The organism is Allobosea robiniae, assembly GCF_900102525.1.
Taxonomy (GTDB): domain Bacteria; phylum Pseudomonadota; class Alphaproteobacteria; order Rhizobiales; family Beijerinckiaceae; genus Allobosea; species Allobosea robiniae.
The window spans coordinates 15030-29163 of record NZ_FNBZ01000005.1; the positions used below are offsets into that span (position 1 = coordinate 15030).

A 14134-nucleotide genomic window follows, 5' to 3' on the forward strand; every position below is an offset into this window, starting at 1 on the left:
GCCGCCCGGGCGGAACCGAGGCTTCGCGGCCGGCGTTTCCCGCTAGACCTCGCCCGAAACGGGCGCTGCTTTACGGGAGTTCGCCATGTCCACCCTTCTCATCATCGTGCTGCTGATCGTGCTTCTCGGCGGCGGCGGCTATTACGGCCATCGCAGCTATGGAACGGCCGGGCTCGGCGGCGTGCTCGGCCTCGTCCTCGTGATCGTCCTGATCCTGTGGCTGCTCGGCGCCATCGGCGGCGCGCGCATCGCCTGACGCCTCGACCGGCGTGCGCCGCGATCAGCTCGCGGCGCGGCTCTCCCAGACCGCGACAGCCGCGGCCAGATCCTCGAGCGCGACGCCGACGGATTTGAACAGGGTGATGCCGCCGCCCTCGACCGGGCCGGCGATCCGGCCGTGGCAGAGATCGGCCAGCGTACCCGCCACCTTGTCGGCGCTGTAGCTGCCCTCGGCGATGGCGACGGCGACGTCGCCACCCTCGTCGATCGCCTTGCTGGAATCGACGATGACGCGGGCACGGTGCAGCGCATCGGCATCGGCCTCGCGCATCTGCATGGTGAAGCCGCCGATCAGGTCGAGATGCGCCTCACGCTTCAGCCAGTGGCCGTGGATCAGCGGTTCGGTCGCATTGGTCGCGCAGGAGATGATGTCGGCCGTGCGGGCCTCGCCTTCGAGATCAGCGGTGGCGCGGGCCTCGATGCCCTCCTTCGCCAGTTCGGCGACGGTCGCCTCGGCGGCTTCGGGCCGCCGCGCCCAGATCGCGATCTCGGTCAGCGGCCGGACGGAGCGATGCGCCTTGATGATGAAGGGCGCGAGCGCGCCGGCCCCGACCATCAGCATGCGGCTGGCCTCGGGGTTGGACATGTAGCGCGAGGCCAGGGCCGAGGCCGCCGCCGTGCGCCAAGTCGTCAGGCGATTGCCATCCATCACCGCGAGCGGCTTGCCGGTCGCACCGTCCATCAGCAGGTAGGCGCCCATGACGCCCGGCAGGTTGCGCTTGCCGTTGCCGAAGAAGACCGAGACGATCTTGGTGCCGATATAGGGATTGGCGACATCCGGCCCGCTCCAGGCCGGCATGGTCAGCAGGATCGCATCGGTCTCATCCGGACGCTGGATCGCATACTGGCCGCGCTTGGGCGCGATGACCTCGCTGCGGAAGGCGTCGTCGAGAAGGTCGATCAGGCCGGGATAGCTCAGGGCCGCATCGATCTCGGCCACGTCGAAAAGTCGCATCAATTCCGTCCGTTGGTCAGTGCCGGCAACGCCGAGTCGGGCACGGCCGAACGCAGCGCCTGGGTTTCGGAGCGCAATGCCTCCGCCTCACGGCGGTTGCGGCGCGCCGCCTTGCGGTGCTTGCCCTGCGCGACCCAGGAGGCCAGGCCGCCGACCAGAACGCCGACGGCGATCGCCGCGAGCACCACGGCGAAGAGCGGTAGCTCGAAGGAGAACACGGGTAAGTCGCGGCTGAACGGATCGAGCGAGACGCGCACAGTGCCGCGGTTGGCGACCGAAAACAGCACGATCACCAGCGCGACGGGAACCAGCACCAGCGCCTTGAAGAAGGCCTTCATCACAATCTCCGTGTGGCCGCGGGACCGGCGCCTCAGCTCAATCCTTGCCGTTGAGGCGCAGCCGCAGCTCCTTGCCCGTCTTGAAGACGGGGACGAACTTCTCTTCGACCTCCACCGCGTCGCCCGTGCGGGGGTTGCGACCGATGCGGGCCGAGCGGCCCTTGCGCGAGAAGGCGCCGAAGCCGCGCAATTCAACCCGGTCGCCCCGGGCCAGCGCCTTCACCACCTCGTCCAAAATGGCCGAGACGATGTTCTCGATATCGCGTTGGTAGAGATGGGTGTTGCGGTCGGCGATCCGCTGAACGAGTTCGGATTTAATCATCGCTGGGGCATAACCATTTGTATCAAAATCACTTTTCAGCGGCAGGCTGCCAGAGCGCCAAGGGCGCGTCAAGCCGCAAGCCAAGTGGTTGGTCCGCTGCGCGCGCGATCGTCGTGGCGAGCGCATCGAGGCCGGCGCCACGCGCCATCGCCTCGGCGAGGCTCCACAGGCCGAAGGAGGAGGATTCGCTGCGGCGGCGCCAGTCGCGGACCTTCAGGTCCTTGGCGACGCTTTTCTCGCGCTCCATCCAGGCGATCGCCTCCGGCTCGCCGCCGATCTGGTCGATGAGCTTCAGCCCCACCGCCTGGCGGCCGGAATGCACCCGCCCGTCGGAGACCGAAGCCACTTCGCCCTCGGCGAGATGGCGGCGATCACGCACCATGTCCTTGAACCAGGTGTAGTTGTCGTTGACGACACGCTGCAGCGCCTCACGCGCCTCGGGCGAGGTCGGCTCGAAGCCATTCGGCGCCGCCTTGAGCGGGCTCGACTTGACCGTTTCGACCTTGACCCCGACCGTATCCAGCAGGTTCGACACGTTGGGGAACTGGAAGAGCACGCCGATCGAACCGACCAGCGAGGTCTGCCGGGCGACGATACGGTCCGCCCCCATCGCCGCGATATAGCCGCCCGACGCCGCGAGGCCGTCGACGACCGCGACCATCGGCTTCTTCGCCGCGAGCTGGCGCAAGGCCGTATGCACCGCCTCGGAGCCGGAGGTGGTGCCTCCGGGACTGTCGACGCGGAGCACGACGGCCGAGACCGCCTTGCTGTCCTCGACCGACTTGATCAGGTCGAGCGTGCGGCGATCGCCGGAGATGAAGCCGGAGATGGTGATGCGCGCGATATGGGCGCTCGACAGGCCGGCCGGACCATCGCCCTTCCAGGCGAAACCGCCGACCACCGCGGCGACGATCACGCCGAGCACGGCGAGCACACGCCAGAGCGTCAATTTGCGGCGCAGGCTGCGGCGGTCTGCGAGCAGATCGGCATCGGACGACATCGGTTACTCCTGGAGCATGTTCGGTCCGAACATGCTCAGCTTTTTGATTTCGCGCGAATTCTTTTCGTTCGACCGGTTCCGGCCGAACGGAAAGCGCGCGGCGGCTGCGGGTCCGTGATGTAGACCTGCTGGCCCGGACGGGCAAGGCGGGAGGCGCTGCGTCAGGCCGCGACCGAGGCGCGCGCCCGGTCGAGCGCGAGCAGCGCAAGCCCGCTGGCGACCGAGCGGAAAGCATCGCCGATATGCACCTTTCCGGCACCGAAGCGGCGGTCGAACAGGCTGCGCACCGCCGGAACGTAGGAGGTGCCCCCGGTCATGAACACCGCCTCGATGCGGTCGCCGCCGAGCCCGGCCTCGGCCAGCGCGCGGTCGAGCGCGGCTTCGATGGCGCCGACATCGTCGGCGATCCAGCGCTCGAAATCGGTCCGGCGGATCGGCTTCTCGATGGTGACCCCCACCTGGCTGAAGCTCAGCGTGGTCGCCTCGTTGTCGGAGAGCGCGACCTTGGCGGCGGAGACGGCGCGGTAGAGCTCGTAGCCGAGGTCGTATTCGATCACCGTCAGCAGATCCTCGAGCTTGCCGGGCTCGACCGCCTCGCGGATCAGGGCGTTCAGCTCGGCCATGGTCTCCCGGCTCTTCATCAGCGAGAGCTTGTGCCATTGCGCGAAGGCGGCGTGATAATGCGCCGGGACAGGCAGCAGCTTGTCGAAGGAGCGGTATTCCGTGCCCTTGCCGAGTGCCGGCGAAACCGCATGCTCGATGATGCGGTAGTCGAAGGTGTCGCCGGCGACGCCGACACCGGCATGAGAGAGCGGGATCGCCTCCAGGCTGCCATTGCGGCCGGGCTCGAAGCGCATCACCGAGAAGTCGCTGGTGCCGCCGCCGAAATCGGCGACCAGCATGGTCTGCGGCTCCTTCAGGTCGCGCGCATACCAATAGGCGGCGCCGAGCGGCTCATAGGCGAAATCGACCTGGGCCATCCCGGCCTTGCCGTAGGAAGCCTTCAGGCGGCCGACCGCCAGTTCCTCGTCCGGGCGCTCGCCGGCGAAGACGACCGGGCGGCCGGAGACCAGCGGCAGCGCCTCGCGGTCGGCGAGCCCCTCGGAGAGGTCCGACAGGAAGACGCCGATCAAGTCCTCCAGCCGGAAGAGCTTGCCGAAGAGCCGGGTCTCCTGGAAGGCGCGGCTGGAAAGATGGGTCTTGAGCGATTGCAGGAAGCGATGCTCGGTCGTCATGCCCAGGGCCATGTCGAGTGCATCGGGGCCGCTGACATGGGTGATGCGGGTCTGCGGCGGGCGGCCCTCGCGCCAGAACATCAACGCCGAGCGATAGGCATCGACCGCGCCCTGCTTCGTGGCGAAGGAGCGCGTCATGACCGATCCGTCAGCGCCAGCCAGCGCGACGACGCTGTTGGTGGTGCCGAAGTCGATGCCGATGGCGGCGGGGGTCATGGCGGGCTCCTTTCACGGGACAGACGAGCCCTCACCCGAAGCGCCGCGGGGCGACGCCTCGGGTGAGGGCTGGGTAAAATCAGCCGAAACAAAAGCCCGCGCGGATCGCTCCGCGCGGGCTGTCTTGGATGTCCGGCCGCTTCACGCGGCCGAAACCTCACTTCTTGTCGGTGGCCTTCTTGAGCGCGGCGCCCAGGATGTCGCCGAGCGAGGCACCGGAATCGGCGGAGCCGTACTGGGCCATCGCTTCCTTCTCCTCAGCCATTTCCAGGGCCTTGACCGAGACCTGGATCTTGCGGGCCTTCTTGTCGAAGAGCACGACGCGGGCGTCGATGCGCTCGCCGGCCGCGAAGCGCTCGGGGCGCTGCTCGGAGCGATCGCGGGCCAGCTCGGCGCGCTTGATGAAGGTCATCATGTCGGTGTCGGCGATCTTCACGTCGAGACCGGACTCCTTCACCTCGACCACCTCACAGGTGACGATCTGGCCCTTCTTGAACTCGCCGGCATCCACGAAGGGATCGCCGCCGAGCTGCTTCAGGCCGAGCGAGATACGCTCCTTCTCGACGTCCACATCGAGAACGATCGCCTGCAGGACGTCGCCCTTCTTGTATTCCTCGATGACCTGCTCGCCCGGACGGTTCCAGTCGAGATCGGAGAGATGGATCATGCCGTCGATATCGCCTTCGAGACCCAGGAACAGGCCGAACTCGGTCTTGTTCTTGACCTCACCCTCGACCGTCGAGCCCGCCGGGTGCTGCTCCGCGAAGAGCTCCCACGGGTTGCGCAGGGTCTGCTTGAGGCCGAGCGAGATGCGACGCTTGACCGGATCGACCTCGAGGATCGCGACGTCGACTTCCTGCGAGGTCGAGACGATCTTGCCGGGGTGGACGTTCTTCTTGGTCCAGGACATCTCGGAGACGTGGATCAGGCCTTCGATGCCCGGCTCCACCTCGACGAACGCGCCGTAATCCGTGATGTTGGTCACGCGGCCCTTGAGACGGGTGCCGACCGGGTAACGCTCGGCGATGCCATCCCACGGATCGGCCAGCAGCTGCTTGATGCCGAGCGAGATGCGGTGCGTGTCCTGGTTGATCTTGATGATCTTGACCTTGACCGTCTGGCCGATGGTCACGACCTCCGACGGGTGGTTCACGCGGCGCCACGCCATGTCGGTGACGTGCAGCAGGCCGTCAATGCCGCCGAGATCGACGAACGCACCGTATTCGGTGATGTTCTTGACGACGCCGTCGATGACCTGGCCCTCTTCGAGCGAGGCGACGAGCTCGGAACGAGCCTCGGCGCGGGTCTCTTCGAGGACGGTACGGCGCGACACGACGATGTTGCCGCGGCGGCGATCCATCTTGAGGATCTCGAAGGGCTGCGGCTGGCCCATCAGCGGGCCGACGTCGCGGATCGGACGGATATCGACCTGCGAACGCGGCAGGAAGGCCACGGCGCCGTCGAGATCGACGGTGTAGCCGCCCTTGACGGTGTTGAAGATCATGCCGCTGACCTTCTCGCGGGCCTCGAAGGCCTTCTCGAGCTTGACCCAGCTCTCTTCGCGGCGAGCCTTGTCGCGCGAGATGACGGCTTCGCCGAGCGCGTTCTCGATCCGGTCCAGATAGACCTCGACCTCGTCGCCGACGTTCAGTTCCTGCTCACGGCCGGGGCCGGTGAATTCCTTGAGCGCGACGCGTCCTTCGGTCTTCAGACCGACGTCGATGATCGCCATATCCTTCTCGATGGCGACGACCTTGCCCTTGATGACGGAGCCTTCGAGGGCATCGTTCTTGCCGAAGGATTCCTCGAGCAGGGCGGCGAAATCCTCGCGACCCGCGCTGTAGCTTTCAACTGCTGACATGTAATCTCCTGGGAGCCGGCCGCGTATCCCGCGGGTGTCCGGCCTTAAGCGCCGTGGTTGGTGCTGCGTTCCGGATCGCGGCCGTCGGCACCTCCTCTCGGAGGTTTCCGCCTCCCCGTCAGGCGGGGTTGGCGGAGGCGCCAGGACCAGCGGCTCGATCCGTATCCGGACGACCTGCTTCAAACACGAAACGGGAGCAGGTCTTGCAGACCGCCCCCGGCGCATGATCGATCACGGCCCTTCGGACAGGGGCGATGTAATGCAAACCGGCCTTCAGGGCAAGGTCGAAACCAAGCCCCGAGACGCCAGTTCGATCAGGGACGCAGCAGCTTATAGCGCTTGTGCGTCAGGCAACTGTCGACGACCAGCGCATAATCGGACGAAGCCTTCTCGACCGCGGCCGCGCCGCTTTCCGCGGTCGCCCCGCCGACGGACTGCACCGCGTTGGCGGCGCTAGCCAGCACATGGGCCTGTCGAAATCCCGGCACCGGGATGTAGCTCGCCAACGTACCGGCGACCGCGATGGCGGTGCCGGTCTGCTGTTGCTGCGTCGCGCGCTTGATCGCAGCCAGTTGCGGCGCCGCCTGCTGGCGACAGGCGGTCAGATCACGCTGATAGCGGTCGGGATTGACACGATGCATGTCGACGAGCGGCTCGTAGACGGAGGTACCCGGATCCTCCATGGGCACGGTTGCGCCCGCAGCGCTGGAAGCCAGCTGCGGCCCCTGCCCCTCCGGTGGCAAGGCGGGCGCTGCCGGCAAGGCAGCCGCTACCGGCTCAGGCCCTTCCGATTGCACCGTCTGATTGCAAGCACCCACGTTCAGCGCCAGCAGCGCCGCCACAAAAACCCTCATTGCCCCATCCCCTGCTCTTTCGGATATCTTTATTCTTGAGTGTCGCGCGACCCGCCTTTCGCCACGACAGCGCTCAAGACAGAACATAACGTTACGTCACATTCAATATCCTGCCGAGCCGCTTCCCCAACACCGCCCGCCATGCCAGTCTGCGGGCAGGTTTCACGGCATTTCGCGGGAGCATTCCATGGGCTGGGCCATTCTGGGACTGATCGTCGTTCTCGTCGTCTACCTGATCATGACCTATAACGGGCTCGTCGCGATGCGGCAGCGCGTGAACCAGGCCTTCGCCGATATCGACGTCCAGCTGAAGCAGCGCCACGACCTGATCCCGAACCTGGTCGAGACGGTGAAGGGCTATGCGACGCACGAGAAGTCGACGCTCGATGCGGTGATCGCCGCCCGCAACGCGGCACAGGGCGCGACCGGCGTGCATGACAAGGCCGCGGCCGAGCAGCAGCTCTCCGGGGCAGTCGGCCGGCTGCTCGCATTGGGCGAGGCCTATCCCGACCTCAAGGCCAGCGCCAATTTCCAGCAGTTGCAGGTCGATCTCGGCAATGTCGAGGACAAGCTGGCGGCGGCGCGGCGCTTCTTCAACAATGCGGTCGGCGAGTTCAACGCGGCGATCCAGGCCTTCCCGGCGGTGCTGTTCGCGCCGCAGATGGGCTTTACCCAGCGCGAGTTCTTCGATGTCGGCCCGGAAACCCGCGCCCAGATCGAAGTTGCGCCCAGCGTGAAGTTCTGACGGCGGCAAGACGTTCACGGCAACGGGAGCGGCTGCGATGGCCGAGGCCTTCGGGCTCTATACCCACCAGCGCAACAACCGGATCAGGTCCAACCTCCTGATCGTCGGGCTTTTCCTGCTGGTCTATCTCACCGCCTGGGGTCTGCTGCTCGTCGCCTTCGGTTATGGCGGCGTGCCGCGCGGGCGCACCGCCTTCGGCGAGGCCGGCCGCATCTTCCGCTCGTGGTTCCCTTTCATCACCGCGGCGACGATGCTCTGGGTCTTCGTCGGCTTCCGCATGAATGTCGCGATGATCAACGCCGTGACGGGGTCGACGGGTCTCGCGCGCGAAGACAACCCGAAGCTCTACCGGATGCTGGAAAACCTCTGCATCTCGCGCGGGCTGCCGATGCCGAAGCTTGCCATCGTCGAAAGCGAGGCACTCAACGCCTTCGCCAGCGGCGTCAACGACAAGCAGTTCACCGTCAGCGTCACGACCGGGCTTCTCGCCCAGCTCAACGATGCCGAGGTCGAGGCGGTGCTCGCGCATGAGCTGACCCATATCCGCAACGGCGACGTCCGGCTGATGGTGATCGCGGTGGTGATCGCCGGCGTGATCTCCTTCATCGGCGAAATCGTCTTCCGCGGCTTCGGTCGCAGCCGGGTCAGGGTCTCATCGGACGATGCGAAGAAGGGCAACGGCCTTGCCATCATCATCGGCATCGCGGTGATCGCGATCTCGTGGTTCCTGGCGGTGCTGATCCGGCTGTCGCTGTCGCGCTCGCGCGAGTACCTCGCCGACGCGGGGGCGGTCGAACTGACCAAGAACCCGGATGCGATGATCTCCGCCCTGCTCAAGATCTCCGGCCGGGCCGATATCGAGGGGGTGCCGTCGGGCGTGATGGACATGTGCTTCGAGAACGACCCCGACGATTTCGCCGACCTGTTCTCGACCCACCCTTCGGTCACCAAGCGCGTGCAGGCGCTGGTCGAGACCGCCGGCGGGCGGATGCCGGCGATGCCGCCGCACCCGCCGAAGATCGGCGAGCGTCAGGACCTGCCGACCATGGTCGAGGAAACCGCGGCGCGCGGGCCATGGGCGCGGCCGCCGCAGGCGCCTGGCTCGCACTAGAACTCAGGCGACGAGCTTGGCCGGATCGATCTCGAAGACCAGCGGATAGAAGGTGCTCCAGCGGCTCCAGCGCTGCGTTCCGGCCTCGCCGACCGCCCAGAGCCTGCCATCGGGCGCGAAGCCGAGATCCTCGATGCCGCCGGGAGCGGGGTAGCGCGCAAGCACGGCCCCCGTGGCGGGGTCGAGTTGCGACAGGAAGGCCGGCCGGTTGCCGGAGCTCTGGGAAATCCAGACCTTGCCCGCCTTGTCGAAGGTTGCGCCCTGCGAAAGGAGCGGCAGCGGCAGGATGGCCCGGCTATCCGCAAGACCGATCGGCGTCTCGCCGCCGGCAAGGACGCGATCGATGGGAACCGCATGCAGGTTCGGTGCGCCTTCGCGGCGATAGGGCCCGAACCAGAGCGCATCGCCCGACGTCGTCAGGAAGGAAGGCCCCATCGACTTGTCGACGCGCATCTCCTTCAGCGGCACGCATTCGCCGCTGCGACAGGATTCCTTGAAATCGAGAGCCAGGAGCCGCCCGGAATTGGCGACGAACAGCGTATCCCGCGCTGTGGCGAGCCCACCGGGATGGCCATAGGTTGCCGGCAGCGCAAAGCTGCCGAGCAGGCGCCCGTCCCGGCGCGAGAGCCGGAACAGCCGCGCGGGGCCGTTGTCCTGGTCGCGCTCGGTGCTGCGATAGGCGGCGATCAGGACCTCGTCGCCGAAGACGGTGAGCCCCTGCGGCACGTAGCCTTCGTTGAGGCCGGGCGACCAGTAGCGCCGGCCGATCGCGGCCGCGTTGGGCACGGCGGTCAATTCACGAGCGTCATAGGTCGGCGCCTCGCCGGGCAAGGTGGGGCGCGCCCGCGCGCCCGAGGCCAGGCACAGGCCGGCGCCCGCCATCAGCATGTGGCGCCGGTTCACGATCATCGCCTCAACGCCCTTCCGTCGCCCATTCTAGAGCTTCCTCCAGACGGTCGTCGCCCCAGAACAGTTCGCCGTCGCCGGCGACGAAGAAGGGCGCGCCGAAGATGCCGATCGACTTGGCATATTCGATCTCGGCACGCAGGCGGCCCTTGACCTCCTCGCTGCGCGAGAGCGGGATCGCGACATTGGGATCGCTGCCCGCCTCTTTCAGCGCGGCGCTCAGCACGGCTTCCTCGGCCATGTTGCGGCCTTCGCAGAAATGCGCCTGGAACAGCGCCTTCGAGAAGGCAGGCGTCCAGCCGCCGTCGCGGCCGGCGAGTGCCAGCCGCGCCGCCGTCAGCGAATTCTGGGGAAAATTCTCCGGCTTGACGATGGCGACGCCCTGCCGCCGGCCGCGCCGGGCGGTATCGCGCCACATATAGCGGCCCTTGCTGGGATAGAGCGCGAAGGGCGAGGTGTTCCAGCCCTGCGCCGCGAAGATCGGCCCGAGCAGGAAGGGCCGCCAGCGCAAGGTGACGCCGGCCTCCTCGGCCAGCTTCTCGATTCTCAGGGCGCTCAGGCAGGAATAGGGCGACGCGAACTCATACCAGAAGTCCAGAACGGGACGATTCGGCATTCAGCCTCCGAACAGGTCGTCATGTCGTGTCGCGCCCGATCGAGCCTGCGCCCTTCGTAACGCGACCGCAAGCGCCGCGAATGAGCGCCTGTGGAATGGAAGGACGACGCGCTCGCCCGCATCGATCCATCAGCGGACGACGCGGGATCGATCAGAAGGTTCCGATTGCTTCGCCCCGAACGCTGGGATAGTGCGCCATTGCGTCCGAAACGCGGCCCATGGGGGCTGCCAGAAGGAAAATGAACAGATGGCTGACAGCAGCGTGAAAAAGGTCGTCCTCGCCTATTCCGGCGGTCTCGACACCTCGATCATCCTCAAATGGCTGCAGACCACCTATCGATGCGAGGTCGTGACCTTCACCGCCGATCTCGGCCAGGGCGAGGAGCTCGGGCCGGCGCGCGACAAGGCGCTGCTGCTCGGCATCAAGCCGGAGAACATCTATATCGAGGACCTGCGCGAGGAATTCGTGCGCGACTACGTCTTCCCGATGTTCCGCGCCAATGCCGCCTATGAGGGTGTCTATCTGCTCGGCACCTCGATCGCGCGGCCGCTGATCGCCAAGAAGCTGATCGAGATCGCGGAGGCGACTGGCGCCGACGCCGTCTCCCATGGTGCGACCGGCAAGGGCAACGACCAGGTCCGCTTCGAGCTCACCGCCTATGCGCTCAAGCCCGACGTGGTGGTGATCGCGCCATGGCGCGAATGGGACCTGCGCTCGCGCGAGCAGCTCATCGCCTTCGCCGAGCAGCACCAGATCCCGATCGCCAAGAACAAGCGCGGCGAGGCGCCCTTCTCCGTCGACGCCAACCTGCTGCACGCCTCCTCGGAAGGCCGCGTGCTGGAGGACCCGGCGGTCGAGGTTCCCGATTACGTCTATTCGCGCACGATCTCGCCGGAAGATGCGCCCGACAAGCCGACGATCATCACCATCGGCTTCGAGAAGGGCGACGCGGTTTCGATCGACGGCGAGAAGCTCTCGCCGGCGACGCTGCTCGCCAAGCTCAACGATCTCGGCCGCGACAACGGCATCGGCCGGCTCGACCTCGTCGAGAACCGCTTCGTCGGCATGAAGTCTCGCGGCATGTACGAGACGCCCGGCGGCACGATCCTGCATGCGGCGCATCGCGCCATCGAGTCGATCACGCTCGACCGCGGCGCGGCCCATCTCAAGGACCAGATCATGCCGCAATATGCCGAGCTGATCTATAACGGCTTCTGGTTCTCGCCGGAGCGCGAGATGCTGCAGGCGCTGATCGACAAGAGCCAGGAGTTCGTCACCGGCGACGTGCGCCTCAAGCTCTACAAGGGCGGCGTCCATGTCATCGGCCGATCGAGCGACTATTCGCTCTACGACCAGGACCTCGTCACCTTCGAGGAAGGCGCGGTCGCCTACGACCATCGCGACGCGGCCGGCTTCATCAAGCTCAATGCGCTTCGCCTGCGTACGCTCGGCCAGCGCAAGAAGAAGCTGGGTCTCTGAATCATCTGCCCACGCCGCATCTGACCATTTGCGGCGTGGGCGACACCCAACCAAGAGCAGGTTTCGACCGAGCGAGCCGACCGTCGCGATCGACACGCGAAGCCACCGGCACTCGGAACTTTGCTACTGGATGACGCTGCGAAGCATCATCCAATGATAGGATAAATTACCTATTTTGCCGTGAGCGGTCGCAGTCGGCGGGCCGACACGCAAAAGCGCTTTGTCCGGGATATGGATAAATGAGCCCGGCGGCGGCTGCGGATATTCCGACCGCCCGTGGCTGTCGGGTTTGGGCGGTGCCCATTGCGAGATCCAGGTGGCTCGCGCGTTCGTCGTCCACACCCACGGCTTCTTGCGCTCCCTCACGATCCAGCGGCTGTCAAAATCGAAGGTCTCCGCCACCAGCCCCGTACCGGCGAACAAATTCAGGAAAGCCTGCTGGAAGTAGATTCCGGAGCTGTAGCTCGCAACGCCAATCCGTTGCAGCTTGTGAGGCTGGCGAGGTCCGGTAATGGGAAGGCGCGCGGCCATCTCGCGATGCGTTGCCGTCACGATGGCGCTCAGGGTCTCGACCGGGCGAGTGGAAAACATGTTCCAGGCGGATTCGGGATCCCTGGCGGGGTCGGGCATGAAGGGCACGATCAACAATGTCGGCCGCACTGCGGCCATCTGGGTCCCGATCGTCGGAAGATAGCGCCATATCTTGTTCCATCCGCCCGCGAAGCGAGGGTAATCGCCGACCGTGGCGACAACGACCTTTCCTTGCGTCGGGGTCGGGTGGATGAAAATCTGTGCCTGGGTGAAATCACTGGTCAGCGGCGAGGCCGCGACCCCAACCCAATAATTGCGCCCATCCTTCTCGATCCGAAACCGGAATGGGTAGAAGACACCGACCACAGGAACCTGCATGGCCGGCATTCCCGGGATAAACGGCGCCAGCACCATCTTCTTTTCCACGACAGGCACGGCTGCATCGGGGTTCATCTGCTCGACGAGCATGCCATGGATCAACTCCGGATTCGTGCCGCCAGGGCCGACGGGCAGCGGGCCCGATGGCGCGCCCGCAAGCGCATCCAGCTTCCCCAGCGTCTTGCCGTTGGGATCGACAACACTGTCGACCTTCGGTATTTCGCCGGTCGGTTGCCAGCGCTGCTGAAACTGCTTGATCGCCGCGACCAAAGCGGAAGGCGGCGCATAACGCCGACCCGGCGAAGGCTTGGACCAGGCGCCGCTCTGCCCCCCATCCGACGGCCCGATCCGATCCAGCAGGTCGATAATCTTGCGCTGATCGTCAGGGGCGCTTAGCACGGCCACGCCGTTACGCCGTCCAACCGGCCCGTCCAGTGTCGTCATCGCGTTTCCTGCCCCGTACCGGAGGCAAGCGTCCGCGGCTCCCGGCAAGATGTCGTCCTTCGTTTGGCGGACTTGCGAGACGCGCCAGCAGCTCCGGCGGCCGCCATCTCGATCGCGCGATTGAACTCTCCGTGCTTTGTCGCGTTCTCGTCTCACCGTTCAATGTGAGAGGCTTCGCATGCTGCGCCTTCTGGCTCCTGCCCTGATCTCGACTGTCCTGCTGTCCGGGCCTGGATCAGCTCAGGAAGTCCCACCGAAAAGCGAGAAACCGGCAACGCCGGAGATCGCGACCTGCAAGACGGCCGCGCTGCAGGCGCTCCATGCCAAGGAACCGGAGATCAAGGACATCTATATCGACGAGGACGCCGCCACGGTCGCGGTGTCCGAAGCGAAGATCGAAAACATTCCGGTGACGCGCATCGTCATGGCCGAGGCCTATCTGCGGACCGATCGCTCGGACAAGCCGCGCCGCTTCCTCTGCCTGCTCGGCGAGAAGAACAAGGTGCTGCTGACCTTCTTTACCGCGCGCTGAGGCCTGCCGGCAGGCAAAGCGAAAGGGCCGCTCAACGGCCCTGTTGCTCTCTTGGGAACGAACTGCCCCTCAGCCGCCGTCGACGACCCTGGTTGCGGGCCGGTCATGGCCATCCGCCAGCTCCTCGTGCCAGCGGCCGTTCTGATCCTGATAGACGATCCCGTCGGTATTTCCGGCGACAGTCTGCCGGGCGGCGGCCCGGTTTGCCGCCTTCAACGCCGCATCATGCGTCGGAAAGGTCTCCGACAGCGCGCCGCCGACCTTGTAGGCCCAGCCGCCGTCATGCTCGACCACCTCGTACTTGACCATGACCATCGCGCATCCTCCTTTC

General features: G+C 66.2%; 16 protein-coding genes. 5 read left to right on the top strand and 11 right to left on the bottom strand.

Translation table 11 applies throughout. The features are described from left to right. Positions 1 to 85 precede the first annotated feature (85 nt). Positions 86 to 256: a DUF3309 family protein gene (locus BLQ70_RS14650; protein WP_082617459.1), complete on the top strand. Its 171-nt coding sequence runs from the start codon at positions 86 to 88 to the stop codon at positions 254 to 256. Between the two features lie 24 nt (positions 257 to 280). Here BLQ70_RS14650 and lhpI read toward each other — a convergent pair whose 3' ends face one another. The 7 genes from lhpI to BLQ70_RS14685 all read right to left on the bottom strand — a co-directional run bounded on the left by lhpI (position 281) and on the right by BLQ70_RS14685 (position 7060). Then, positions 281 to 1234: a bifunctional Delta(1)-pyrroline-2-carboxylate/Delta(1)-piperideine-2-carboxylate reductase gene (gene lhpI / locus BLQ70_RS14655; protein ID WP_091857872.1), complete on the bottom strand. Its 954-nt coding sequence runs from the start codon at positions 1232 to 1234 to the stop codon at positions 281 to 283. Next, positions 1234 to 1572 carry a LapA family protein gene (locus BLQ70_RS14660; protein ID WP_061968383.1) on the bottom strand — a complete coding sequence of 113 codons (339 nt, stop codon included), beginning with the start codon at positions 1570 to 1572 and terminating at the stop codon, positions 1234 to 1236. The genes lhpI and BLQ70_RS14660 overlap by 1 nt, the downstream gene beginning before the upstream one ends. A 37-nt stretch (positions 1573 to 1609) precedes the next feature. Further along, positions 1610 to 1894, bottom strand: coding sequence for an integration host factor subunit beta (gene ihfB / locus BLQ70_RS14665; protein WP_047576935.1), 285 nt, complete (start codon positions 1892 to 1894; stop codon positions 1610 to 1612). A gap of 28 nt (positions 1895 to 1922) precedes the next feature. Beyond that, on the bottom strand, positions 1923 to 2894 hold the full coding sequence (gene sppA, locus BLQ70_RS14670) for a signal peptide peptidase SppA (protein ID WP_091857875.1): 972 nt from the start codon (positions 2892 to 2894) through the stop codon (positions 1923 to 1925). 161 nt (positions 2895 to 3055) lie between these two features. Next, on the bottom strand, positions 3056 to 4345 hold the full coding sequence (locus tag BLQ70_RS14675) for an Hsp70 family protein (protein ID WP_061968388.1): 1290 nt from the start codon (positions 4343 to 4345) through the stop codon (positions 3056 to 3058). Between the two features lie 157 nt (positions 4346 to 4502). Next, positions 4503 to 6206, bottom strand: a complete 1704-nt coding sequence (gene rpsA / locus BLQ70_RS14680; RefSeq protein WP_061968390.1) for a 30S ribosomal protein S1 — start codon at positions 6204 to 6206, stop codon at positions 4503 to 4505. A gap of 314 nt (positions 6207 to 6520) precedes the next feature. After that, on the bottom strand, positions 6521 to 7060 hold the full coding sequence (locus BLQ70_RS14685; protein WP_091857876.1) for a hypothetical protein: 540 nt from the start codon (positions 7058 to 7060) through the stop codon (positions 6521 to 6523). 187 nt (positions 7061 to 7247) lie between these two features. Here BLQ70_RS14685 and BLQ70_RS14690 point away from each other — a divergent pair, with 187 nt between their 5' ends. Then, entirely contained in the window at positions 7248 to 7805 is a 558-nt protein-coding gene (locus BLQ70_RS14690) for a LemA family protein (protein ID WP_061968393.1), read from the top strand. Between the two features lie 37 nt (positions 7806 to 7842). Further along, positions 7843 to 8916, top strand: coding sequence for a M48 family metallopeptidase (locus tag BLQ70_RS14695; protein WP_091857879.1), 1074 nt, complete (start codon positions 7843 to 7845; stop codon positions 8914 to 8916). A gap of 3 nt (positions 8917 to 8919) precedes the next feature. Here BLQ70_RS14695 and BLQ70_RS14700 read toward each other — a convergent pair whose 3' ends face one another. Both BLQ70_RS14700 and BLQ70_RS14705 read right to left on the bottom strand, forming a co-directional pair. Beyond that, positions 8920 to 9819, bottom strand: a complete 900-nt coding sequence (locus tag BLQ70_RS14700; protein ID WP_139163550.1) for an NHL repeat-containing protein — start codon at positions 9817 to 9819, stop codon at positions 8920 to 8922. 10 nt (positions 9820 to 9829) lie between these two features. Beyond that, entirely contained in the window at positions 9830 to 10438 is a 609-nt protein-coding gene (locus BLQ70_RS14705) for a 2-hydroxychromene-2-carboxylate isomerase (protein ID WP_061968398.1), read from the bottom strand. A gap of 247 nt (positions 10439 to 10685) precedes the next feature. Here BLQ70_RS14705 and BLQ70_RS14710 point away from each other — a divergent pair, with 247 nt between their 5' ends. After that, positions 10686 to 11918: an argininosuccinate synthase gene (locus BLQ70_RS14710; protein ID WP_091857885.1), complete on the top strand. Its 1233-nt coding sequence runs from the start codon at positions 10686 to 10688 to the stop codon at positions 11916 to 11918. A gap of 123 nt (positions 11919 to 12041) precedes the next feature. Here BLQ70_RS14710 and BLQ70_RS14715 read toward each other — a convergent pair whose 3' ends face one another. Further along, complete coding sequence (locus BLQ70_RS14715) at positions 12042 to 13271, bottom strand: hypothetical protein (protein ID WP_061968402.1); 1230 nt, start codon at positions 13269 to 13271, stop codon at positions 12042 to 12044. Positions 13272 to 13449: 178 nt separating this feature from the next. On the opposite strand from BLQ70_RS14715, the gene BLQ70_RS14720 reads away from it, so the two are divergent. Then, positions 13450 to 13803 (top strand): hypothetical protein, encoded by a 354-nt coding sequence (locus BLQ70_RS14720; RefSeq protein WP_061968404.1) that lies wholly within the window; start codon positions 13450 to 13452, stop codon positions 13801 to 13803. 69 nt (positions 13804 to 13872) lie between these two features. On the opposite strand, the gene BLQ70_RS14725 is transcribed toward BLQ70_RS14720, so the two are convergent. Beyond that, positions 13873 to 14118, bottom strand: coding sequence for a DUF2188 domain-containing protein (locus BLQ70_RS14725; protein WP_061968406.1), 246 nt, complete (start codon positions 14116 to 14118; stop codon positions 13873 to 13875). Positions 14119 to 14134 lie beyond the last annotated feature (16 nt).